Source organism: Acinetobacter sp. TY1, from assembly GCF_048551395.1.
Classification (GTDB): domain Bacteria; phylum Pseudomonadota; class Gammaproteobacteria; order Pseudomonadales; family Moraxellaceae; genus Acinetobacter.
Map to the genome: position 1 here is coordinate 161,569 of NZ_JBLYZK010000001.1, position 24,297 is coordinate 185,865.

The 24,297-nt window shown below is 37.8% G+C and carries 17 protein-coding genes; 5 read left to right on the top strand and 12 right to left on the bottom strand.

The genetic code is table 11. From position 1 onward, the window contains the following. The first annotated feature begins 8 nt into the window (after window positions 1-8). Complete coding sequence (locus tag ACK2M2_RS00730) at window positions 9-185, top strand: hypothetical protein (protein WP_409509900.1); 177 nt, start codon at window positions 9-11, stop codon at window positions 183-185. Between the two features lie 315 nt (window positions 186-500). On the opposite strand, the gene ACK2M2_RS00735 is transcribed toward ACK2M2_RS00730, so the two are convergent. From ACK2M2_RS00735 to ACK2M2_RS00785, 11 genes are all read right to left on the bottom strand, one after another. Next, entirely contained in the window at window positions 501-1,904 is a 1,404-nt protein-coding gene (locus tag ACK2M2_RS00735) for an AAA family ATPase (RefSeq protein WP_419345812.1), read from the bottom strand. 43 nt (window positions 1,905-1,947) lie between these two features. After that, complete coding sequence (locus ACK2M2_RS00740; protein ID WP_419345814.1) at window positions 1,948-3,441, bottom strand: UvrD-helicase domain-containing protein; 1,494 nt, start codon at window positions 3,439-3,441, stop codon at window positions 1,948-1,950. Window positions 3,442-3,646: 205 nt separating this feature from the next. Continuing rightward, complete coding sequence (gene hisIE / locus ACK2M2_RS00745; protein ID WP_419345815.1) at window positions 3,647-4,429, bottom strand: bifunctional phosphoribosyl-AMP cyclohydrolase/phosphoribosyl-ATP diphosphatase HisIE; 783 nt, start codon at window positions 4,427-4,429, stop codon at window positions 3,647-3,649. Between the two features lie 111 nt (window positions 4,430-4,540). Beyond that, entirely contained in the window at window positions 4,541-4,681 is a 141-nt protein-coding gene (locus ACK2M2_RS00750; protein WP_409509904.1) for a hypothetical protein, read from the bottom strand. Window positions 4,682-4,810: 129 nt separating this feature from the next. Then, window positions 4,811-5,074 carry a hypothetical protein gene (locus ACK2M2_RS00755; protein ID WP_409509905.1) on the bottom strand — a complete coding sequence of 88 codons (264 nt, stop codon included), beginning with the start codon at window positions 5,072-5,074 and terminating at the stop codon, window positions 4,811-4,813. Further along, entirely contained in the window at window positions 5,067-6,356 is a 1,290-nt protein-coding gene (locus ACK2M2_RS00760) for an FAD-dependent oxidoreductase (RefSeq protein ID WP_419345817.1), read from the bottom strand. The genes ACK2M2_RS00755 and ACK2M2_RS00760 overlap by 8 nt, the downstream gene beginning before the upstream one ends. A gap of 125 nt (window positions 6,357-6,481) precedes the next feature. Then, the gene (locus tag ACK2M2_RS00765; RefSeq protein WP_419345819.1) at window positions 6,482-7,564 is read right to left on the bottom strand and encodes a patatin-like phospholipase family protein; all 1,083 of its coding nucleotides are present in this window, start codon (window positions 7,562-7,564) and stop codon (window positions 6,482-6,484) included. A 388-nt stretch (window positions 7,565-7,952) separates the two neighbouring features. Continuing rightward, on the bottom strand, window positions 7,953-9,572 hold the full coding sequence (locus ACK2M2_RS00770) for an ABC1 kinase family protein (RefSeq protein ID WP_419345821.1): 1,620 nt from the start codon (window positions 9,570-9,572) through the stop codon (window positions 7,953-7,955). An 8-nt stretch (window positions 9,573-9,580) separates the two neighbouring features. After that, window positions 9,581-10,246: a ubiquinone biosynthesis accessory factor UbiJ gene (locus ACK2M2_RS00775; protein ID WP_409509909.1), complete on the bottom strand. Its 666-nt coding sequence runs from the start codon at window positions 10,244-10,246 to the stop codon at window positions 9,581-9,583. Window positions 10,247-10,282: 36 nt separating this feature from the next. Beyond that, a complete protein-coding gene (gene ubiE / locus ACK2M2_RS00780; protein WP_409509910.1) occupies window positions 10,283-11,227 on the bottom strand; it encodes a bifunctional demethylmenaquinone methyltransferase/2-methoxy-6-polyprenyl-1,4-benzoquinol methylase UbiE in 945 nt (314 codons plus the stop codon). Between the two features lie 155 nt (window positions 11,228-11,382). Beyond that, window positions 11,383-12,087, bottom strand: a complete 705-nt coding sequence (locus ACK2M2_RS00785; RefSeq protein WP_419345822.1) for an FFLEELY motif protein — start codon at window positions 12,085-12,087, stop codon at window positions 11,383-11,385. Between the two features lie 195 nt (window positions 12,088-12,282). Between ACK2M2_RS00785 and ACK2M2_RS00790 the strand changes: the two genes are divergently transcribed. Continuing rightward, complete coding sequence (locus ACK2M2_RS00790; protein ID WP_419345823.1) at window positions 12,283-13,701, top strand: phosphate--AMP phosphotransferase; 1,419 nt, start codon at window positions 12,283-12,285, stop codon at window positions 13,699-13,701. Window positions 13,702-13,890: 189 nt separating this feature from the next. Here the strand turns inward: ACK2M2_RS00790 and ACK2M2_RS00795 are convergent, their stop codons facing one another. Next, entirely contained in the window at window positions 13,891-14,403 is a 513-nt protein-coding gene (locus ACK2M2_RS00795; RefSeq protein ID WP_409509913.1) for a hypothetical protein, read from the bottom strand. Window positions 14,404-14,588: 185 nt separating this feature from the next. On the opposite strand from ACK2M2_RS00795, the gene ACK2M2_RS00800 reads away from it, so the two are divergent. The 3 genes from ACK2M2_RS00800 to recD all read left to right on the top strand — a co-directional run bounded on the left by ACK2M2_RS00800 (window position 14,589) and on the right by recD (window position 24,036). Further along, on the top strand, window positions 14,589-18,374 hold the full coding sequence (locus ACK2M2_RS00800) for an exodeoxyribonuclease V subunit gamma (RefSeq protein ID WP_419345824.1): 3,786 nt from the start codon (window positions 14,589-14,591) through the stop codon (window positions 18,372-18,374). 35 nt (window positions 18,375-18,409) lie between these two features. After that, window positions 18,410-22,162, top strand: a complete 3,753-nt coding sequence (locus ACK2M2_RS00805; RefSeq protein ID WP_419345887.1) for a UvrD-helicase domain-containing protein — start codon at window positions 18,410-18,412, stop codon at window positions 22,160-22,162. 98 nt (window positions 22,163-22,260) lie between these two features. Next, a complete protein-coding gene (recD, locus tag ACK2M2_RS00810; protein WP_419345825.1) occupies window positions 22,261-24,036 on the top strand; it encodes an exodeoxyribonuclease V subunit alpha in 1,776 nt (591 codons plus the stop codon). The last annotated feature ends 261 nt before the right edge of the window (window positions 24,037-24,297 follow it).

The window sequence follows — 24,297 nt, forward strand, 5'->3', positions numbered from 1 at the left end:
TATCGTGAATGGGCCGAAACCTCAGTGAATCTTATCTTCCAAAAACTGCAGGGACTCAAGGAAAGCCCCAAAGCGATGAAACTTTGGAAGCTGAATCTAAAAAATTTGAAGAAACAAGCTGTATTGCACAACTTGATAAAACGATTGTAAAATCAAAATGGATTGAAAAATCTAATTCAAATTGAATTTTTATCTTATTACATGTAAGGAATAACATCAATTTATTTTGTCAGATTTTGCATAATGTCAACATTGTACGGCTAGTTTCACCTAGGCAATGTTGAAAAATACGTCAGAAAATATCTATTTAGATGCTATTTTAGAGATCACTTCAATCTGTGAATGAATCTTTTAAATCAGAATTTTAAAGTTCTAGATTCATTATGTGAGAAATAAGCGGATTTTGAAAAAAGACCAAATATGCAAATATCGAGTCTTTGGTATTTTTTGATTCGTTTAAATCATCATTGACATGGAGATATATATGCAAATACTTAGATTTAATTCAAAGGCTGATGTGGCGTAGGATCATGATTTGCTCGCAGTAAGGTCAATAAAGCCAGTTTTTCTTCAGGATTCATGCTTTGAATTTTCTGAAAAAAGTCAGTCACATTATGTTCAGATATATTGATCTCTATATTTTCTAAAGTAGATTCAGTTTCTATGTTTTGGTCGGAAGTAGAATGATTTGAGAGTAAATCGGCATAGATTTGTTGAAAATTTTGCTGCTGATTGTCAAATTGAATCTGTGAGATGGTTTTATCTTGAAGCAAGAAGCATTGATATTGTTCTGCGGTTTCAAGTAAAGCATTGCGTTGACTCGTTACAATAATTTGTACACGCGGAAATGCATGATGTAAACGTTCTAATACACCTAAACTATATGAATCATCAAGTTGGGCATCCAACTCATCAATCATTAAAATGCCATCACCTTCTATGCAAGGGTAAAGACTCAGTGGATTGAGTAAACACATACGGCGAACAATATCACCTAGCATAGCAACTAAATTTTTAAAGGAATTGGACAGTTGCACAAATTGAATGGTTTGCCCTTTGTAGACCACCATCAATTGTAGACGAGGTTGGTATTCAATAAAAAGATCAGTAATGTCGGGAATAACGGTTTGTAGTGTGGTGCGGAGTGCCGTTAAGGCAGGGGTATGCATTTGGGTGCTAGCATGTAGAAGTGCATCTGCCAATAGACTAGTATCAGGAGGTGTTGATGTCAGTTTACTTTGCTTACGATCTGCTAAAATTTGTTGAAAGACTTGCGTTGTTTGGGCATTTTCCACATCACTGATCTCTCTTAACCATTCAAAAAAACGAGTAAATGTAGTAAAAGGCAATGGAACAGCCTCATAGGCAGTTGCCGATTGGAACACATGAGGATTGTTTTTATTTAATAAACTAATTTCATTAACAAAGCGTTCAGTTGGATAAAATGCAACTAGGGGTAAACCTTGCATAGGGTCTTGTTTAATCGCTTTTATATACTTTGTAGTCAGTTGTTCGAGTTGTTCAACATCGACTTTACTGATACCAACACCCGTTGCATTTAATGTTTTATACAGCTCCCATTGGCAACGAAAAGTATTAATACTACGTGCATCGGCACTTTCACTGAGTGGTCCAATTTCAGTAGGAACATCAACTTCAATCTCAATCTTAGATTGCACACGTTTGTACATAATATCTTGATCGGGCATGACAATGCCGGGACTGCGTAAATCTTTGAAGCGTGCAGGAAACCATGACAAGGCATGAAACATATTTTTAAGTAACGTGGTTTTTCCTGAAGCTTGTTCACCAATAATCAGGGTCACAGATTGATTAGGATTAAATTCAACTTTCAGGTCAGAAAAATGACAGGCATGTCTGAGACGAATGGCATGAATTTTCATGGTATACCTTTAAATTTTGACGACTGAATTGTTCTGCCAAAATTTAGGCAGACGCTTTATTATTAATTTGTGGTCTGATTTTGAGTTGTTGAACCAGATCGTAGATATGATGAATGTTTAAGCTTACTTTAGCTCGCGTACAGGCAACGTATAATAATCGTAATTCTTCATCACTGATTTTATGTTCTAAGCCATTTATTTTAAATTGATAATCATCTTCGATATGTACTCGATTCCATTCTAAACCTTTGGCTTTATGTGCTGTAGAAATGACGTAGTCGGCTTGTTCAATGGGCGTAATTTTGGCTAGGGCTTTTTTTAGTGGTTCAGTACCGTGATCATCGACTAGCTTTACTAAAGGTTTAATATCACTACCATCATTGGTTTCACAGTATTCATGTACATCATGCCAAGAATTAAACCATGCAAGTTCAGGAACATCCGTTGCACGCTTGCCTTGTTTGAGCATGCTTGCCGCATCAACAAAACGGTTTAATCGTGCGTGGTCGGCTTGTAAACTGACTTTATCTCCCTGAACTAAACCTGAAAGCAAAAGCTCCATTGCACGTGCGTTGGTACGGCATAAAATGGCATCACGCATTTTGGTATGTGGTTTATTGACCACACTTGATTTTGCGTCAGGATTACCAATTAACGGCACATTTTCATTCAGCGCACCAAGTAGTAAATTTGCAACATCAGCAATAGGTTCACCAAAACGGAATGAAGTCGTGAGCCGTGTTGAAGGCAAAGGCATTTGTTGCATGGCATTGACCGCACCACGCCATGCATAAATTTGTTGATGTGCATCACCAACATAGATCACTTGAGTATTACGCTGACGCAGTAAAATTCCGAGCATAAGCGGATCTGCATCTTGCGCTTCATCGAACAGCACATAATCGGCAGGAATATACGGATCGGAAAGTGCCCATAGTTTTAGATAAATATCATGTCCAATACCAGCTTGATGATTCTGATCAATCGATTCTAGCCAACGGCGCTCGACTGAAGGATATAAATGTTTTTGTAGTGACTCAACATCATCGGTATGTAGCCAACTTGGCGCTTGAATGTGTCGAGGGGCAGGGTATTGTGAACTTGTCGAACAAAAATAGCTGACGGCGTTGGCAACCAAGCTCGCAAGACGACTTGGCATGAGTGTGTAACGTTCGTAACGTCCACCCATTAAACGACGAAGTGTGATTGGCTCTATACGATATTCTTTAGCTAGAAAGCCTGGACTTAAACGAGGCAAGCGAAGTTTATCGGTCACACCACGAGGCACGCTACGAAATGCGAGTGAGTGAAACGTTCGACAGTCTACGCCACGATGAAATTTATTTTGTGCTTCAGATGCAATCGCTTTGTTAAAAGCTAAATACATGCCACGGCGATGCTGCATAGCATCACTGATCAATTGTAATGTTGTCGTTTTACCCGTGCCTGCATAAGCAATCACTTTAAATGATTGACCTTTTTGCGCTTCTTCAATGGCAAAGTTTTGTTCTGTCGTGGGCTTTAATAGGTCTGACACAGTGGCTAAAATCTACACAAAAATAAAAATCAAGAGATTGAGTATAGCAAAGAACAGTCCGAATAAGCGTACATTCAATCGGGAAGATCATGTTCGAAAAGCTGAGTAAATGTTGGTTCTGAGATAAGTCATGGATAATAAAAAAGCTCATGTAGTACATGAGCTTTTGAATTTAAACATTATCTTTGCTTATTGAAATGAATAATTAGTGATCACGCTTGGCTTTTTCAACTAATCCTGATAAACCTTGACGGCGTGCCAATTCATTGAGAACCAATTGAATATCAAGGTCGAAATAACCCAGCATTACAATGGTATGGAACCATAAGTCTGCCACTTCATAGATTAAATCATTTTTATTATCTTCATTGGCTACGGCTTTAAAATCTTTAGCTGCAATAATGGTTTCAATACTTTCTTCACCAATTTTTTCTAGAATTTTGTTTAAACCTTTGTCGTAAAGCTTCGCGACATATGAAGAGTCAGGATCACCCGCTTTACGCTCTGCCATCATTTTTCCTAAATAATCGAGGACTTCGACTTGTTCGGATTGAGCATTTGATGCATTCATTGCCAATGTGTGTGGATTTACCGATTTTTCACCATAGATTGCATTTGGATCTTTCAGTTGAGCATCGACAATTTCCCAGCCATTTGGTGTGAGCTTACGATAGAAACAAGACTCACGACCTGTATGGCAGGCTATTCCGCCTTCTTGTTCAATTTGTAGGACGATCACATCTGCATCGCAGTCTAAACGAATTTCGTAAACTGTTTGAAAATGCCCAGACTCTTCACCTTTAAACCAAAGTTTACTACGTGAACGTGAGAAGTATACCCCACGCATTTTTTCTGCAGTGAGTTGTAACGCTTCACGGTTCATCCATGCCACCATCAAAATACGACCTGTAAGATGATGTTGTGCAATAGCAGGAATAAGTCCTTGTTCGTTAAATTTTACTTCATCGAGCCATTGCAAGTTGTTCATAGGATTTCACCAAGTTATTAAGTTTTAAGATGCTACGTGCTGATGTTTTTGAATCAGCATAGAGGATAATAGTTTACGTGATTTGAAATGGTTTGCGGAAAATCTTAAAAATTATTTATCGTTAGGAATCCACGAAACATAACCTTGGTAATGCTTTTTAACAAACTCAACAATAAATTCTTTTTGAGCATCATTAAAAACGTGGTTGTCTTTTTCCCATTGTAATTTCAATCTAAAAATGAACGAATCCATATAGGTTTTATTCTTATCTGTGGTCAGGAAATGATAAACAGCAGAAGGAAAAAAGAATTTATAGCCTTCAGAACTTAAAAAACTGCAACTATTTCCAAAATAATATAAATATTTATAACTTACATCTTTCTATGTCTTAATACTTTCAAGTGGTCTAGTGCGTGAACGAGCAGCATCTAAACCTGCTTGTAAGTAAAATTTTGACCAATCGAAGCCCCATTCAAGAAGTAAGCCTTCTGCGGACATGTCTATTGCCGATAAATAATCATCATCAATTTGGTCAAAATAACAATAATGAGTATTGTAGAAATCGCATTCTAGTAGAGAGCGATTATCTCCTAATTGGAAAGGTGGGAAAATATTTTCGAGAGATTCTTTAGTAATTTCAAACATCGCCATTCCGTTTGTTTTTCACAATCTGCTCATACTGCATCTGACTCAACATGCCAGATTTTAAACCTGAAACAGTCAGCGCCATTTCTTTGCGGAAATAGGGAATACGGTACATCCACGAAAAAGTTAAATCACGAAAAGCACCCGCCCACCACAAATCAGATTGATAGAGTGGAGTTAGTAAACGACTTAAAAACTGATAAAAAGCAGTCGAACTTTGACGATGTTGATGATAAGTTTGCCAAAGTTTCACATGATCAATTGAATTATTATTTTTCGATATTTCTACAGCCTGCCCCAATGCCCAAGCATCAAGGAGTGCCATATTTGCACCTTGCCCAAGTTGTGGACTCATGGCATGTGCAGCATCGCCCAGCACACCAATGCGACCTTCACCAAACTTAGACATCACCACATCACGATAATTTGCAGCAAACCATTGTTGTTTTTCTTCGGGATTGGCAATGACTTGCTCCAGCCATTCAGCAGCAGGCTTCCAACGCTTAGATACTACTTTTAACCAATCAGAACGTGATTGATTATCCTGTAAAAAATTCCTTAATTGATCTGTTGGCATGCTCCAAAAGACACTTGAAAGCCTCTGATTATGAGCTGTAGGAGTTGCACCCGTTGGGAGAATACCCATCATAATTTTAGATTTATCATAAAACTGATGCAGAATTTTTGCTTCGAGTGTTAAACATTCAGGAACAATTGTCCATTTTGCACCCCAAGGATAAGGCTTATCAATCTTCACCCAAGCCTTAGGACGTAGCTCGCTACGTGCGCCATTTGCAATAATCACTGTATCGAAAACAGCATCAAAAGGTTGATCATCCACAGCGCCATAAACTCTTATTTCATTGGTAGATTCTTCAAGTCGTTGAATATCTGTATTCATTTGCCATGTAATCAATTCTGAATATTCATGGCATTTATTTTCTAACACATGACATAAGCTTGCACGATGAATGCCTAGACCGTAAAAATCTGGGTGTGCTTGAGTATAGTGACTATCAACAATTTTAAAACCATTGGCAAGTTGTCCTTCTAATCCTGTGACGATTGCACCTAGTTTAAGTGCTTCATCGAGTACGCCTAAATGTTCAAATACAGCAAGCCCAGAAGGTTGTAGCAGTAGACCTGCACCGACAGGTTCGAGTTCGTTTACTTTTTCAAAAAGGGTGACGTGAATATTTTGTCGAGCCAATAATATTGCAGTTGAAAGTCCTGCTGTACCTGCACCAATGATGGCAAATTTTGGAATTTTAGATGTTGGCATTATTGGTTTTAGTCTTTTTAATTGTTTTAAATTTAACAAAATAGAGGAAATAGGCAAGATAAAACTTGGTTAGCGTTTTATTAATCGCCCTAATTCCCTCTTTAAAAAGAGGGAATTTTTTAAGTTTATAAACGCTGCATTACTTCCGCAAAATTCTGTTTTTCTATCAACTCTAAAAATCCATCGCCCAATCTTTGGCTTTCTGCAACAGATTGTCGCCATAATTTTTTACGTTCACTGTCTGATAAGCCTTTTAATACAAAATCTTTACGATCAGGCAACCGTCCTAAAGGTAAGGATTGTAAATATTCTTGAGATGGCGAAATCAGTAAAGTTCTTGCTTGATTTTTAGGGTTAGCTTTACGTGATTTAAACATTTTATCGAACCAACCCGGTGTGATGCTGTCGGTGAAATGAGGATATAAAACAATACCTTTACTCTCAAATGGTAGGTCGATGTGATAGTCAATTAAACCACCATCACGATATGCACCTTCAGGAGCATCGGCGATATTTTTCACTGCAGGCGTTACACCTGGAATTGAACCCGAAGCCATGAGCCAATCGGCAACATTATCCTGATTAAAATTCATATAATGAGTTTTAAAAGCATCATCCTGAATTTTAAATTGTGGAAAATCTGTAGGCTGACAAATCACACGCTGCATAAATTTATTTAAGTGATCACGAGAAATCACATTACTACCAATAATTCCAAGTAAAGAGCTATATAATGCAAGTTTTTGATCACTTTGAAATAAATGTTCGGCTTTTGCTGCAATGATGGCTAAATGATAGTCAGGATGAGTGACTAATTTATCAGGTTGATCACCTAAAACTCCATGAAGCATGTCTCTTGAAATTTTTTCGATATCGGCGATTTTCATGCCTTTTTTAAATGGTAAATTGATATATAACTCAGCCAATTTTTCAGGTCCGATTTTTTCACCTTGCGTCACAATTCCTGCAAAACGCCATGCACCAACAGATGAACCAATTAAAAAACGTCTTTGTTTGGCTTGAGGGAGAAATTCACCAAAAATAGCTTGGTCTAAACCTGTCAGCCCGATGCCTTTGGGACCACCTGCTGCACCTGGAATCATATCCACTTGCTGTGCATGAAGACCTTCTTTTTCGATCAGTTGTTTGGCGAGCGAGCCAACTTGGATTTTAAGTGATGATGGTTTTCGGTAGAGAATTTGGGTCATGGTGATGTTCGCTCAAACAGATGGCTATATTTTAGAAAATAGTCATGACAGGGCAATGGCGAGAGGTATCAGTAGATGACTTTTGAGTCATTGGATACTTTATTCAAGGATTTTGAAAATAAGTATTCCTTAATTTTTAAGAAATTGGAAAAACTGAGAATTGCTATTCAAATTTATATTGAGAATTCCTTCCCCCCAAAGGGAGAAGGTTAGGATGAGAGGAGTTTAAATAAGAACCTCTCCCTTACATAGCAGTTCTACTCATCTCTAAAGTTAAATTTTGTACAAGTACGTCATTTAGATTGGGAGTGTAAAATCCCTAATATGGAAAAACCACACCAAATTTGATTTGGTTTTTAAGGTAATTCAATTATTTAAGGTGATTTAATTACTTCGCAATCCGCCAAATCGCTAAAACACTTGCCAGCACAATTAATACGATAGATACATACCACGGCGCAATAATTGCAATAGACAATAAAATCGCCATGATACTGCCGAACATCCAACTCCGTTTTTGTTGATGCTCAACTTCCAAACGCATCATTTGCAATTCATGTAGTTGCTTTGAATGCCAAGCAGATTGATTTTTCAAACCATTTAGACTATCAATCATTAGCATTGGTAAATCTTGCGCACCTAAAAGTAAATCAGGGATTTTTTGTCCTAATTCTTTCAGGTTTTTCTGAGGGTTCATCTGTGCTTTAACCCATTCAGTCAGAATCGGTTTTGCTGTACTCCAAATGTCCAGATCAGGATACAAGTCTGTTCCCAAACCTTCTACGTGCACCAATGTTTTGAGTAATAACATTAATTGCGGTGGAATTTCTAAATGAAAGCGACGTGCAATATCCATGACTTGAATCAAAATGCCTGCAAAGTCCAATTCGTGCATCGGCTTGGATACCATTGGTCCGACAGTGCGACGCATTTCACGCGCTAAAGCATCTTGATCAGTCCCCGGTGGAATCCAACCTGCTTGATGCACGATTTGAATCAACTGCATGAAATCACTGTTCATTACAGCAAGTAACATGCGAGCAACGGTCATCTGATCTGATTTAGACAACTCACCCATAATCGCACAATCGAGTGCAATATAACGAGGACTACTTGGATTTAGTGTTTCAACAAAGACATTTCCTGGATGCATGTCAGCATGGAAAAAGTTGTCACGGAACACTTGGGTAAAGAAAATTGTTAAACCTTTTTCAGCGAGATCTTTACGATCCATGCCCAATCTATCAAAGGTTTCAGTATCTGAAATTGGTACACCTGTGATGCGTTCAGCCACCATCACATCTTTGCTATCCATATACACTTCAGGCACATACATCATACTTGAACCTGTGAAGTAATGGCGCATACGGCGTGTATTTTCAGCTTCTAAAGTCAAATCGAGTTCATTCAAAATGACTTGACGATAGTTCTCAATAATTTCTGAAATATGCACAGCACGAGCAGCTTCAAGACGCTTTTCTAGACTTGCACCAAGCCATCTTAAAATTTCAAAATCTTGTAAAATTTGACTGCGAATGTCAGGTCGAGTGACTTTGACAACTACTTCACGACCATCATGGAGGGCAGCCGTGTGTACCTGTGCAATTGATGCTGCTGCTAAAGGCTGTTCGTCAAAACGGGAAAATAGCGTTGAAATATTGGTTTTTAGAGATTGTTCAATACGCGTTTTCGCAACATCATTATCAAAAGGTTTAACACGATCTTGTAATAAAACCAATTGTTGTAACATTTCTGGTGGAATCAAATCACGACGAGTTGAGAGTAATTGCCCCATTTTAATCGCGAGAGGTCCCATCTCTTCTAAAGCTTCTTTCAGCTTGAGAGGGTTCTTTTTCTCTTTGCTTGACCATGCAGCAGGGTGTATGCGAATTAATGCTAAAATATGACGCGCTTTTTCAGGTAATTCTTCCGCAGGAACCAGTGTATCGAGTCGATAGTGCGCGGCAATGCGCCAAAGTTCGAGTAAACGGCTGATGTGCGGAATCATAAATGGTCTTACCTAGATTGTTCAGAATTGAATTGATTTTGAAGTTGTTGAATTTTAGCTTCAAGTCGGTCAATATTTTGATTGAGTTGACGCGTATCTTGTTGTAGATCATCCATTTGCCAACGTGGCGCAAAAAGACGAGAATCTTCTTTTAGAAAATCTTCGACAAAGAAGGTATGACTTTGCACTGAACGTTTTAAATGTTTGGGTGCAAGCTGAATTTTGCCGATTTCATGTGCCAAAGCAGGACCAATCCACGGGCTTAAATGTGAAGCTAAATCAGGTTCAGTCTGTTGGATGATGTTTTGAATATCCTGCAAAAGATGATAATCACCTTCAAGCGGAATATTACCAATATCTTCAGCAACAAAGAGCTTCGCTAATTCAACAATACTTTTGACGTGTAAGGTTGCCGTTGCTTCAGCAATTGCAACATTTTTGTCATAAGGGCGTTGTTCAAATATAGAAGGCGTATCGCTTTTACCTGTCACCGTTGGTTCAAAACGAACTTTATACTCATCAAAATAAACATCAACCGACAACTGTGGTGAGTCGATCACCACACGTAATAGTTTGCCTTGCAACTGATTGAATTGGATGCGAGTAATCGCATCCATATTGATCAACTGATTGATCAGTCGTTCAACTGCACCGAGTGCTAAAATTGACCACATAATGCAACCTTATTGTTAATCATTAAAATGTGAAAATCACAGTTTAAAACCACGGTGAACCGCAACGATACCACCCGTTAAATTGTGGTAGTCACAGTTTTGGAAGCCCGCATTTTCCATCATCCCTTTAAGGGTACGTTGGTCAGGGTGCATACGAATTGATTCAGCTAAATATTTATAACTTTCAGCATCATTGGCAATGATTTTACCCATGATTGGCAATGCCGTGAATGAATACATATCGTAAAGTTTAGAGAATGGTTCAAACACAGGTTTAGAGAATTCTAAAATGAGTAAACGACCACCTGGCTTAAGTACACGATACATGGCTTGTAGTGCAGCATCTTTATCAGTCACATTACGTAGACCAAAACTGATGGTGAGTAAGTCAAAACTGTTGTCTGCAAATGGCTCTAAAGTTTCAGCATTTGCCAAAACGAAATCGACATTGGTACAGCCTGCATCAATCAGACGATCACGACCAACATTGAGCATCGATTCGTTAATATCAGATAAAACTACGTGACCTGTAGGACCAACTTCACGGCTAAATACTTTGGCTAAATCACCCGTACCGCCTGCGATATCAAGTACGTGTTGACCACGACGAACGCCTGACATATTGATTGCAAAGCGTTTCCATAAACGATGAATACCAAATGACATTAAGTCATTCATGATGTCGTATTTTGCTGCCACTGAGTGGAATACTTCGGCAACTTTTTGAGCTTTATCATCACTACTTACAGTCTGATAACCGAAGTGAGTGGTTGCACCGACATTGCCCGTGTTTGCGCCACGTGGCAGATTGTATTTAGGTACTGTACCTGAAACAGGTGTATCAACATGGGCTTGTTGTAAAGATTGTTGTTGCCCTTGTGGAGTACCTTGCGGTAATGGTTCAGTTAAAAAAGGACTCTGTTTGTCTGTATTGGTTGCCGACTCTACAGGTGCGGTTGGCTGTTGGTTTTCATTCGACACTTGAGTCACTCCTGAACACAAAAATGGGAAATCTGATCTTATTTTGCATAATGACAGATTATGCAAAAATTTGCAGTCTTCTGCACGTAATTGTTATGAATAATATACAAAAACCGATCGAAAAGATCGGTATATATTGGATGTGATTTCAACATTTAATAAAATGGGTTGGGTTCGCCTGCATGAACTTTTTCAACAATTTCCCGTTCTTTTACCGTGAATGTATGAATAAAATTTGCAGCAGATTTCATAGGTTTCATTGCGATAAAACCCTCACCAATAAAGTCATACATCAATTCAAAACGATATTTATTTGCAGCACCTTTACACATTTTAAAAGCAGTGTGCATGATGAATGAACGCATATATTTATCGAGTGCGCCACCAAGGTCATCAAGTAAAGAGAGTTGATCTAAACGGGCGTCATATTGATCGAGTTTAATAAGTGTTTGACGCATCATTTCATTATCAATGACTTGATCTGCAGGATAATCTTTCAGAAGTTGTGCTGCGACTTGTTCATCAAGCTGCATGGCTAAAACAGCAAGTCCAACAGATTTTAAGCCTGTTTTAATGGCATTTTCAGGAATGATTTTTTCAGCTTTATGCGCGTATTTTAACAAGCGTTCAATTTGTACAGCTAAGTCATCAAACTCAGGACCACCATATAAACGATTAAGAAAATATTGTGCCATCAGAACATTTTCTTTTTGATTAAATAAGTCCTGATGCGTCATTTGAATACGGTTTTTTAACCATGTCTGTGCTTCATGTAAACGATTTTTTAATATAGGGTCGGTGTGGTAACTCAACTGCTGATATTGTTCTAAGAGTTGATCTAGTGCAGCAAGTTTAGACATATAAAGCTCGAAAATCTGTTTTGATCAAGAATAAAGGCAGTTTAACGGTATCTCTATGACAAAAAAACAAAACAATGCAGAAAAAATGCCATAAATATTGATTAATTTGAGCAAGGTATTGACTCTGTATAAAAAAAATCATGATGTAATCTGATCAGGTTATACTCAAATCAATATCAAAATATATGTGAAAAAATGATGAAAGAAGAATTAGATTTTGTTGTGCGTGATGAAGAAAGTTTATCGGTAGATTTGATTGAAGCTCAGTATGCTTTAAAAAATAGTCGTGATCAAAAAAATGGGAAAAGTTTAGTTATTTTGGTTAGTGGAATTGAATTAGCAGGTAAAGGTGAGGCGGTAAAACAGTTACGTGAATGGGTTGACCCTCGCTATTTGCGTGTTAAAGCGGATCCTGCACATCTATTTTCAGATAAACAAACTTTTTGGCAACCATATGTTCGTTTTATTCCTGCAGAAGGGCAGATCCAAGTCATGTTTGGCAATTGGTACAGCGATTTATTAGCGACCACGATGCACGTTTCACGTCCACTCGATGACACACTTTTTGATGCTTATGTCGATAGTATGCGTACTTATGAACAAGATTTGAAAAATAATCATGTCGAAGTCATTAAAGTTTGGTTTGATTTATCTTGGAAAAGTTTACAAAAACGTTTAGATGAAATGGATGCCTCAGAACAGCGTTGGCATAAGTTACATGGTTTAGATTGGCGTAATAAAAAACAATACGATACTGTACAAAAGTTACGTCAACAATTTACAAATGATTGGTTTGTTATTGATTGTGAAGATGAAACTGTACGTGATCAGCAATTTGCTCAACATATTTTACGTGCGCTAAAAGAGTTACCACGACATCGCACATCGGTACGGACGAAATGGAAACAAACAATCACACCTGAAGTTTTATTGAATCCTGCTCATGACATTTTATCGGCAGAAAATTATAAAACTGAGTTGAAAAAACTGACTAAAAAAGTTTCAGATGCACTAAGAAATGATCCTCGAAATATCGTCATTAGCTTTGAAGGCATGGATGCAGCGGGTAAAGGTGGTGCAATTAAGCGTATTGTGAAAAAACTTGATCCTCGTGAATATGATATTCATACCATTGCCGCCCCTGAAAAATATGAACTTCGCAGACCTTATTTATGGCGCTTTTGGACAAAAATTCAGCCTGAAGAAAAAATTACCATTTTTGATCGGAGTTGGTATGGACGGGTATTGGTCGAGCGTATTGAGGGTTTTGCAAATCCTGTGGAATGGCAACGTGCCTATGATGAAATCAATCGTTTTGAAAAAGATTTAACTGAAAATCAGCATGTGATGATTAAGTTTTGGTTAGCGATTTCAAAAGAGGAGCAAGAAGCTCGTTTTAAAGCCCGTGAGCAGACACCGCATAAGCGCTTTAAAATTACCCCAGAAGATTGGCGTAACCGTGGGCATTGGGATGAATATCTGAATGCAGCCGCAGATATGTTAGAGCGAACCAATACCGACTGCGCCCCTTGGCATGTGATTGCCACTAATGATAAATATTCGGCTCGTATTCAGGTGCTTAAGGCAATTTTAAAGCAGTTAAAAGCTGATTAATATCTTGAAAATCCGTGTACTTTTTGTGTCTATATGGTTTCTGGGGTAAGGAACTTAACTACTAACTAAGGAGAGTAGATGTAACCTCTCTTTAAGTGAAAAGAAAGATACTTTGTTTTTTGTCAGTAAAATAGTAAAAAGCGGACTTCTCATCCGCTTTTCTATTGTTTTAGAATATCTAAAATACGACTAAGAATACTTCACCACACTCGCACTTTGCTTTTGCTGAATCCCTTTTGCTAACTTATAGCATTCATCTACATGAACTTCAGCGACTTTTTTCATCACAATATAACCTAAACTTGCCGCAATAATTGAACCGCCCAGTGGAATAAATTTAGTCACTTGCTTAGTAATGACTTTCGCAGCTAAATTGTTGAGCGATGCTTTTGCCGCAGTACGTGCGACCACTAAACCTGAAAACTCAAAACCACGTTTACGTAGCTCATTCCAATGCACTTTTTTAGTTTCAGGGTCATACACACTAATTTGCTCAGGTGCGAGTCCAAAACGTGCATTAATTTCAGGAATGAGTAAAGACAACATACCGATATCAATAATCACATCAAAAAAGGGGATAGGAATAACAGCAACACCTGCCGAAACGTAAGAACGTTTTTTAACAAGCTCTAAGCATTCTGTACGAATGTTTTCAAGGTTTAAATGTGGATCAATCGAGTCTGGAATTTTATCAATTTTCATAAAGTAATTACCTATTTATCAAGATTTTTATCATATTTCTACAGAAGCAGTGTGTAAGCTTGAAATTGTGAAGTTATGTACCAATAATGCAGTAAAAATGCCATAGTATGAAGTCGTTGTATAGAGGCGAATGTTTATGCTTTTGTGCATTTCAATAAATCATTAAAACAGACGGTTGAGGGACTATGGCGATTCATGTAATTCAAAGCCAACGTATAGATGTGCTTGTACAAGGGCTCTTACAAAATACGGCTCAACCCTCAAAAAATCCATTTACTGTTTTAAAAACCCAACATTTTATTGTACCGAGCCCTGCTGTGCAGGAGTGGCTGACACAAAAAATTTCAGAACAACAAGGTATTAGTGCCAATAATCAGTTTCATCATCGTATTCGTGGTTTTCAATGGTTTGCCTATCAACAAATATTAGAAAATAAAGACAAAGTCCGTAAAGCAAATATTCCTCGTCTGATTATGAAGTGGCGTATTTATCAAACGCTGAAAAATCATATTGATAGCGATGAAAACCAATTGCCTTTAGATCATCCATTGTTTGGCATTGTGAAACGGATTTATGATTCAGCTTCAGCACTTGAGCATGGCTTTAAAAAGCAACTGAAAAAACAAAGTATGTTGTATTGGGTGTCGGAGCAAGTATCAAAACTATTTGGCAATTACATGCTCTATAGAGGGGGCTGTCAGAAAAATTGTGCAAATGAAGGTTATGAATGTACTTGTACAGGCAATTGGCTGGGTCAGTGGGGGCGCAATCAAGCTTTAAATTTAGAAAACCAATTTTTTAAAAAAGATGAAATCTCGGTATTTACGCTGAATCAGGCGGAAGAATTAGAAAGTTGGCAACGCTGGTTATGGCAACATACTTTTCATGATGATTTTATTGATATACAAAGTATTGATACTGATTTTTGGGCGACTTTAGATGATGAGCTACAACGTCCACAGGCATTAAAAAAATTGCCGAGTCGGCTGACAGTGTTTACTTTATTGGATTTGCCACCGAGCCAATTACAATTTTTAAGACGACTTGGGCAGTATATTGATGTGGTGATTTTGCACTATAACCCATCACAAGAATATTGGGCAGATAGTGTCGATCCAAATTGGAAAAAACAATATGATTTACGAGTGAAAGAGCGTTTTATTGCCAAAAATCCAAAGGCAACAGATGTTGAGATTAATCAATTTTTCGAACAATTTACGCTTAACTTTAATGCTGAAACACGAGAATCTCGTCATCCATTACTGACACGGTTTGGTAAACAAGCTCGTGACCATTTTTCAATTTTATCCAATCTTTCTTCAGGTGAGGAAGGGCAGTGGGTCGATGCCTTTGTCGATGAAGAACCAATCAATTTGCTCACCAAACTTCAGTCCGATATTTTATATTTAGTTGAACCTGAAGAGCATGCGTATAGGATTGCACCGACTGATCATTCCATTCAAATCAATGTTTGTCATTCAGGATTACGTCAGCTTGAAGTTCTCAAAGATCAAATGATTCATTGGCTTGCCCAAGGCACAACAGAACAGCCTCGTAGACCCAGTGATATTTTAATTTTAGCACCTGATTTAAAACAGATAGAACCGCTCATTCGCAGTGTATTTCCACATATACCTAATCAGGACAGTGTGTATTTACCTGTGAAAATTGCAGGCGTAACACAACTTGATGCAAGCAATGCATGGCGAGCTGTGTTAGGTCGTATGACTTTGGTTGATGGACGTTTCAGTGTTGAAGACTTTGCAGATTGGCTGAATTTAAATGCCACACAAATTCGTTATGGGTTAGATGTAAACAATACAGATCGTATGGTTGACTTACTAATTAGCGCAGGCTTTAAACGAGGTTTGGATGCAGCACATTTACAACGCAGTTTAAGTCAGGACGATCAAGATTTTCGTTTTACCTTTAAATATGCGCTAGATCGTTTGGCATTGGGTATCGCTATTCCTGAACATATTATTTTTGATGAAACGCTTAGTTATGCACAAGTGATGCCGAGTGATTTTGAACTGATTGCAAAACTGATTCAGATTTATCATGATTTTGATCATCGCCGTGATTGGATGATTGCGCATGAATTGGGTAAGAATACGACCATTCAATGTCATGTTGAAGCATGGTTGAATTTACTGATGAAAGAGCTTGCTGAATTTGAACAATCGGGTGTTGAAATTTTAAAATCAGTACGTGAAATTGTCAAAAAACAAGAACGTATGCTGACATTGGCGTATCGAAATACACAAGATGAAACTGAGGCGAAAGAACTCAAACAGCTCTATCTACCTTTGCCTTATTTGCTTAATGAAATTGAAAATTTACTTGATGGGCAAATGGATCAAGCTTTGCCGACAGGTCAGATTACTTTTAGCCAAATTGGACAGATTCGTCCATTGCCTTACAAGCTCATTGTGATGTTGAACTTAGATGGTGGTAAATTTCCAAATCGAAGTGTGCATTTACCATTCGATTTAATGGAAATTTTAAAACCACAGTTGGGTGATCGTTCTCGTTTAGATGATGATCAAGGTGCATTTTTAGATGCCTTATTGTTGGCACAAGAAAATTTATGGCTGTTTTATAATGGCTTTGATGTCAGTGATGGCGAAGTACGTGATCCATCGAGTGTTTTACAAGAGTTGATCAACCATATTGCGTTTATTACAAAATCTGAGCGGACAGAAGCGAGCACTATAGAAAGTCTTGTTCAAGAAATAGCTATTCAAGAAACTCATGCTCAAGCAGAATCTGATCAAGAAACTATTCAGCCTTATCAAATGATTAAACCGCAAGGCGTGGAGATGGCAGAACAGGTACAATCGTTATATCAAATCCATACTTTGCAACCATTTGATCTTAAAGGCTTTGAAACGGTTGAACAGCAAAGATATCGTGATCAGTGGTTTAACGTCGCACAGCAAATTCGTCAGGCTGAACAATTATCTGAGCGACAAGCATGGGCAAATGTCCCTTATCCAAGTTTAGACGAGCAAGAAAGCATTACGGTTTTGGATGCAGGACAATGGATTCAGGATGTGACATTTCCTGCCCGTTTATATTTGAAAACCTTAGGCGTGGAAAATTTGCGTGCCCAAGATTTACCTGCATTGAATGAACCTTTAGTTTTAGATGGTTTAGCCAAATATCAAATTCGTGATTTCTTACAAAAACAAGATACTCAAGATCAACTTCACCAAGCAGATCAAGCACTGTTACAAGACCAATTACCGATAGGGAAAGTTCAAAACAGCGCATGGCAAATGAGTGTGGTGGAACAAGATCGACTTAAAGATCGTTTATATCGGTATGCTGAAAAAGTGACTGAAACTACGCAACGTCAATGGACCGTTAAAGATGGTTTAGTGATGAATATTACCATTCCTAAACAAAACGAGTTGGAACGACAAGGACAGCATTGGGTCAGTTTAGATGCGTCAAGTGCCCGTGGAAAACGTCGTACTAAAGTTTGGTTGGAATATTTATTGTGGCTAAGTTATTTGGCTTTGGATGATGATCAATCACGAGTATTAAAAAGAATTGCGGTGTTTAGTGATGTCACTCTCATTAATGAAGGTTTGAGCTCCAAAGAGGCTGAAATACATCTGTTGGCTTGGTTTAAAGCCTATGCTTACGGACAGTCTGAACCTTTAGTCTTACCGTCGGCACTCATGTTGAAGTTAGCTGAGGTGGGTAAAGAGCCAAAGTGGTCAGATGGTGATGTTGGAAATATGACGATGGAAAATTTTTCCGATTTACAAAATGAATGGACGAAAAGTGATGCCTTCTTACCTTACGATTTGACTGAAATGGAGTGGAGTCGTAAACATCGTGATTGGCAGTTTATTTTACAAGAACAAGATACAACAGCATTATTAAAACATGCGTGTGATCATTTCGCATATGCATTGTATAGCCCTATTTATCAGTATCAACAGGTTGCGGAGGAGTAATCATGAACGAACACGTATCTTCCGTAAATTCACAAATGAAGATGAATAAAAAGGTATCTATTCAGCCCATTGAAGACATGACGTTTACAGGTCTACATTGGATTGAGGCATCGGCGGGGACAGGTAAAACCTATACCTTATCGAGCCTAATGGTTCGCATATTATTAGAAAAATATTTGCCTAAAGATATTATTGCAACAACATTTACCCGTAAAGCATCGGCTGAATTAAAAAGTCGTATTCGGATACGTTTACAAGAATCTTTACGTTATTTTGAGGCTTGTCGCGATTTAACCGAACAAGAAGTTTTAGCCAAAGCAGCGAAAGAATCTGATCCATTATTTTCTAAATTACTGAGAACATTTGCAACGAAAATTGCTCACGCTTGTGAGCGTTTAAAGTTGGTGATTGATCAACTTGATGATTTATTTGTTGGAACGCTAGATAGCTTTAGCCAGAAGTTGTTACGTGAGTTTGCCTTTGAAAGTGGCAAAATTGAACGTGCTGAAATTACCGATGATGCAAAAAGTTATAGTCATCAGCTCATTCATGATGTATTGCGTGAATGGATTCAGGCACAACCGCAAAATATTATCGATAGTTTAATGTTTGCAGGAGAACTGCATGCTGTTGACTATTATGTTGCAACGGTTGAGCAAACTTTAAATTTTGCTTCAGCACAGTTTATTGAACCGCAATTTTCCAGTGCAGATGCTGATATTTTTCAGCAAGCAATGGTGCAATTGGCACAGATTCAGCCTGAGCAATTGCAAACTTTAGAAGCGTACTATTTGGAAAATGGCGAATACTATAAGCAAATTAATGGAACGAAATTTCGCGGTGGACGTTTCAATCGAATTTTTGCCAAAAGTTTTCCTGAAATTATTGCAACCTTACAACAGCATGATGCAAAACATTATTTAAGTACGCATTTAAATTCGGCAAAAGAAGATTTTGCGAAACTAATCAAAGTTCTACGAGAAGAACAAATTTTTAAAAAAGCAGCACCTGAAAATATACAATCAGATTTTTATAATCATCCACTTATACAACAATTATTAAAAATTTATGAAGATATTGAGGTCTTCGAAAATCAATTGCATGGCACCAATACATTTTTAAAATACTACTTAGCGCAAGAAGTCAGAAAACGTTTACCACAAGTCTTGCAACAAAAGGGTGAAACAACGTTTGCACAACAAATTCGTACCCTTGCTGAAGCGTTAAACAGTGGAAAAGGGCAAGGTGAGCAAGGGCAACGTTTTGCAAGTTTTATACATGCCAAATATCCTTTGATTCTTGTTGATGAATTCCAAGATACCAACCAAGATCAAGATGACATGTTGGCGCAAATTTGGCGACATCCAAACCGTGTAAAAAAAGGTTGTATGATTATGGTCGGTGATCGTAAACAAGCGATTTACGGCTTCCGTGGTGGTGATATGCTGACCTTTTTAAAGGCGCATCAGGATGTTTTTGGTAAAGATGGGCATGAGTATAATCTGATTTATAACCATCGCTCAGTTGAGCCTCTAGTTGAAGTAGTCGATACATTATTTCAGCGACAACTCGATTTTGGTGAACAGGTTTTTTATACCCCTGTACAGGCAGGTAGTCGCCCACATCCTGATTTGATGGATCAAGGCATTGCAAATCCAAAACCATTAAGATGGTTACAACTCGAAGATAAAAAAAATGAAGCAGAACAAGTTGCTTGGAAGATATGTGATTTATTGAATCAAGGGGTTCAAGGACATTTATATTTTGCTGAAAAGTCAGGACAACGCCCGATTGATGAAAGTGATATTGCTATTCTTTCAAAAAATCACGATGGCTTAGATAAGGCACAATCGGCTTTACAATTTCTAGGTATTCGTACTAATCGTCCATCGAAAAAAAGTGTTTTTGAAAGCTCAATTGCGCAGGATGTTGGTGCTGTATTAGGTGCAATTTTACATCCATACCATGAAGGTAAAATTAAACGAGCTTTGCTTAGTCGACTCTTTGGTTTTAATTTACAGGCATTGATTGTATTAGAACAAAATGCTGATGGTTTGAGTCAATATATTGAACAGTTCGATCAAATTCGTGAAATTTGGTTGAATCAAGGGTTTCTCACCGCTTGGCAATATTTACTGAATCAATATGCGGTATGGACAAACTTAGTCGCAACACAAAGCCGTGATAATGAACGTGTAGTAGTGAATTTACGCCATATTACAGAATTGCTCAGTCAACACAGTGAGGAATATCAAGGTGCACAAAATTTATATCATTGGTATTTAAAGCAACTCACTTCTCCAATGGAGCGTGAATGGGAAATGGAGCGTAAATTGTCGAATGAGGCAGGCGTCCAGTTGATGACCATTCACCAATCGAAAGGATTAGAATTTAAATTTGTTTTCTTACTCGGCGCCGATAAAGATTTTAAAGAGATCAATAAAACACTGAACTTTTCGACTATTGAACACGTCAATGCACAAACAGGTCAGACTCAAAAGCAACGTGCAGTTGCGATCAATGACAGCAGTATTTTATCTCCTGAAGCCATTCAGCAGCACAATGAACGTGCTTTAGCTGAACATCATCGACTTTGGTATGTGGCTTTAACGCGTGCGAGTTATCGTGTGTATGCCATGCTTAGTGATACTAAAGCTAAATCGACTACAGGACTCGCATTTTGGCGAGGTCATCCTCTAGAAGCATTTGAGCATGTGGGTAGTGCTGTTGAGCCTTTACTGAAAGAGCGTCCATTTCGTTTGGAAAAAGAAAAAACAGAAGCTATTGCTCAGTTACATGCGGAAGAATTTCCAAAACAACGGTTTTATGCACGGGGTAAAACGAGTTTCAGCGCTTTGGCACAGCATTTAAACCGTTCACAAGTGCAGGATTTTCTAGCAGTTGCTGAACAGAAAATGGGAAGTGCAGATGATGAGACTGAAACGCAAGCATTTATAATTTTATCCGCTACACAAGACCATATTTCTGAACCTATTACATGGATGAAAGCAAATTTTCCTAAAGGGACAGTGGCAGGGAATTTTTTACATGAAATTTTTGAACATATTGATTTTAATGATCAAGCCTTGTGGCATCTAGAAATACATCGCCGTTTTAAAAACAATTATGCGTCTTTACGAACGGAGTTGATTGAAAAATATCAAACTGCATTCCCGAATGATGAGCAATTTGAGGACACCATCATTGAGTGGATTGGTGCATGGTTACAGGATGTGCTCTCTACGCCTATTTTTCCTGATTTTAAATTGGGACAATTGCAAGCACATGAACACTTATCCGAGTTCCCATTTTATTTGGCACTGTCAGATCATATTTTGACTGTTCAACGGATTCATCAGCTCTTTGCAGAAGAAAATATTGCAATGCCTGAGTTTAATCATGCCAATTCGGCACGTTATTTGACAGGCTCAATTGACTTGGTATTTTTTGATGGCAAGAAGTATCACATCGCCGATTATAAGAGTAATTTTTTGGGTACAAGCCAACTGCATTATCATGATGAGGCAGTAAAAAGCAGTATGTCACAAGCGAGTTATTGGTTGCAGGCATCACTTTACTTGGTCGCTTTACATCGTTATTTGAAACTTCAACTTGAAGATTATCAAATAGAGCGAGATCTTGGTGGAGCGACTTATTTATATTTACGTGGTATGAATGGGCAGTCTGAGCAGGGCTATCATTATTGGAGACCAAGTACAGAATTTATTCTACGCCTCGATGCAATTCTTGGTTATTTTATTGAGAATAAACGGGCTGAAACTGCATAATTTGTGGTTTAAAAGGTTGAATAAACAAAAAGTTACGACTTATATGTTTTGTGGGTAAGTGTGTTGATAACTTTATGGATAACTCTGAGGATAACTGTGTGGAAAATAAGCAAGATTTAGAGAGTCAAGTCCCACAATGGATTGAGACATGGAGTAAATATGTTTTAACGCAGTATTCCACAGGTACAGACCCAAATGCAGAAGCGATACGGTTGGCACAAGACATCTTATTGGCAACGACTCAAGGGGATAGCTGTATTGCAGCTGCGGGGCGAGATATATCATCTTTCAAATCATTGATGATTAAAAATACGCAGATAAGCAGCTTTGATGGTCGTGCTCAAGTTGCACCTTTTATTGAAGATAACCAATTTCTTTATTTATACCGTTACTGGCAACTTGAGCACCGTTTAGCAATTCAAGTCGGACGATTAAAACAACAAAAAATTGAGTCAGTTAATATTTCTGAAAATAGTGATTTATTAGAAGAAGAGCAGCAGAAAAAAGCATTGGCGATGGTTGCAGAACAAGCCTTCAGTATTATTACTGGAGGACCTGGTACTGGAAAAACTTATACGCTTGCCCGAATTATTGCTGTTTTAAATCAAGCCATTCCAAATATTCGGATTGCAATGGCAGCCCCAACAGGAAAAGCAGCACAACGTATGGGTGAGGCATTACAAAATTCATTAACAGATGAAAAATTAAAGGCATTTAATTTAAACCCTAAACTTTTTAACCCGATGACTTTGCATCGCTTATTGGGTTTAGGCAATCAAAAAAAGCCCCGTTTTAATGCACGTCAACCTTTGCCTTATGATGTAATTGTGATTGATGAAGCATCTATGCTTGATCTAAGTCTAGCGACATTATTATTTGAAGCTATACCAAATCATTGCCGTTTGATTTTATTGGGCGATGCCAATCAATTGGCTTCGGTTGATGTTGGTTCAGTGCTTGCCGATTTACAACACGTTGAAGCCTTACACGTTAATCGTGTCAATTTGGTGAAAAGTCGCCGTTTTAGTGATGATGCTTTGATTGGAAAAATGGCAAAATTTATTCAAGCGCAAAAAGGACAAAAAAAAGTCAATGTAGATGAAAATGAATTATTGGCTCAGTTTGAGAACAGGATTGTCGTGGCAAGTGAAATTCAAAAGATTGATTTAAATACAATTCAAAAAGATACGATTCAGCTTGAATATTTACCTGATCAAGTTACAGGTTTAGATGTTACGAGTTATTATCAAAAATTAAGTGTAGGTTTTCATAGTTACTTTCAAAGCATCGCTACTTATTTAAAGACAGAAGATGATACAAATAATTTATTCAATAAGATTACCAAAGCTTTTGATGAATACCGTATTTTAACCGCAGTTCGTCATGGTGTATTGGGGCTGAGAAGTTTAAATCAGGAGATGGAAAAAGCGTTATTTGCATACTTGCCAACGTTATCTCGACAAGGTGATTGGTATGTTGGACGACCTGTGATGATGGGGTATAACGATTACCAACTTGGACTATCCAATGGAGATATTGGTATTTGTTTCAGACATCGTGAGCAAGCCGATCAGTTTGAAGTATATTTTCCTAGTTTAGATAAGTGGATTGCTGCGACACGTTTACCAAAAGAAATCGAAACAGCTTTTGTTTTAACAATTCATAAATCACAAGGATCAGAATTTACCCATACGGCTGTGGTTTTAGATCAAGCATCACAAAAATTGCTGAGTCAGGAACTAATTTACACTGCAATTACACGGGCAAAAAAGGCAGTAAGTTTACTGGTTGATAAAAAAAGTTTTGTACAATCACTGAATGTTGAAACATCAAGATTGAGTGGATTGGTTAATAAAATTAAAGAACTAAATTGACCATAAAGTTTTTTTTAATGTCATGCACTTGTGTACGAAATAGCTTACAAGGATTCAGGCGATTGGCGCTAGAGCGAATTGAGCATTTTTGAGATGATCAATCTCATAAAGAACTTAACACGGAATGTTAAGTATAAATCGCACAATAAAAATAACTTAAAGTCGTGAGACTGCGAACTTGCAAGTAAGCAGGAAAGAGGAAACTTACAGCCGCTAAGCCTTGTAGTTTTGGGAGAGACTACAGGGCTTTTTTATGTCTAG

What these genes read in the sequence shown, in the direction of transcription:
- ACK2M2_RS00795 (WP_409509913.1), bottom strand. Translation starts at nt 14,403, where the DNA reads ATGAAAATTGATAAAATTCCAGACTCGATTGATCCACATTTAAACCTT.
- ACK2M2_RS00805 (WP_419345887.1), top strand. Translation starts at nt 18,410, where the DNA reads ATGAAGATGAATAAAAAGGTATCTATTCAGCCCATTGAAGACATGACG.
- ACK2M2_RS00765 (WP_419345819.1), bottom strand. Translation starts at nt 7,564, where the DNA reads ATGACCCAAATTCTCTACCGAAAACCATCATCACTTAAAATCCAAGTT.
- ACK2M2_RS00790 (WP_419345823.1), top strand. Translation starts at nt 12,283, where the DNA reads ATGATGAAAGAAGAATTAGATTTTGTTGTGCGTGATGAAGAAAGTTTA.
- ACK2M2_RS00750 (WP_409509904.1), bottom strand. Translation starts at nt 4,681, where the DNA reads ATGGATTCGTTCATTTTTAGATTGAAATTACAATGGGAAAAAGACAAC.
- ACK2M2_RS00760 (WP_419345817.1), bottom strand. Translation starts at nt 6,356, where the DNA reads ATGCCAACATCTAAAATTCCAAAATTTGCCATCATTGGTGCAGGTACA.
- ACK2M2_RS00800 (WP_419345824.1), top strand. Translation starts at nt 14,589, where the DNA reads ATGGCGATTCATGTAATTCAAAGCCAACGTATAGATGTGCTTGTACAA.
- ACK2M2_RS00755 (WP_409509905.1), bottom strand. Translation starts at nt 5,074, where the DNA reads ATGTTTGAAATTACTAAAGAATCTCTCGAAAATATTTTCCCACCTTTC.
- ACK2M2_RS00785 (WP_419345822.1), bottom strand. Translation starts at nt 12,087, where the DNA reads ATGTCTAAACTTGCTGCACTAGATCAACTCTTAGAACAATATCAGCAG.
- ACK2M2_RS00775 (WP_409509909.1), bottom strand. Translation starts at nt 10,246, where the DNA reads ATGTGGTCAATTTTAGCACTCGGTGCAGTTGAACGACTGATCAATCAG.
- ACK2M2_RS00770 (WP_419345821.1), bottom strand. Translation starts at nt 9,572, where the DNA reads ATGATTCCGCACATCAGCCGTTTACTCGAACTTTGGCGCATTGCCGCG.
- ACK2M2_RS00735 (WP_419345812.1), bottom strand. Translation starts at nt 1,904, where the DNA reads ATGAAAATTCATGCCATTCGTCTCAGACATGCCTGTCATTTTTCTGAC.
- hisIE (WP_419345815.1), bottom strand. Translation starts at nt 4,429, where the DNA reads ATGAACAACTTGCAATGGCTCGATGAAGTAAAATTTAACGAACAAGGA.
- ACK2M2_RS00730 (WP_409509900.1), top strand. Translation starts at nt 9, where the DNA reads ATGGGCCGAAACCTCAGTGAATCTTATCTTCCAAAAACTGCAGGGACT.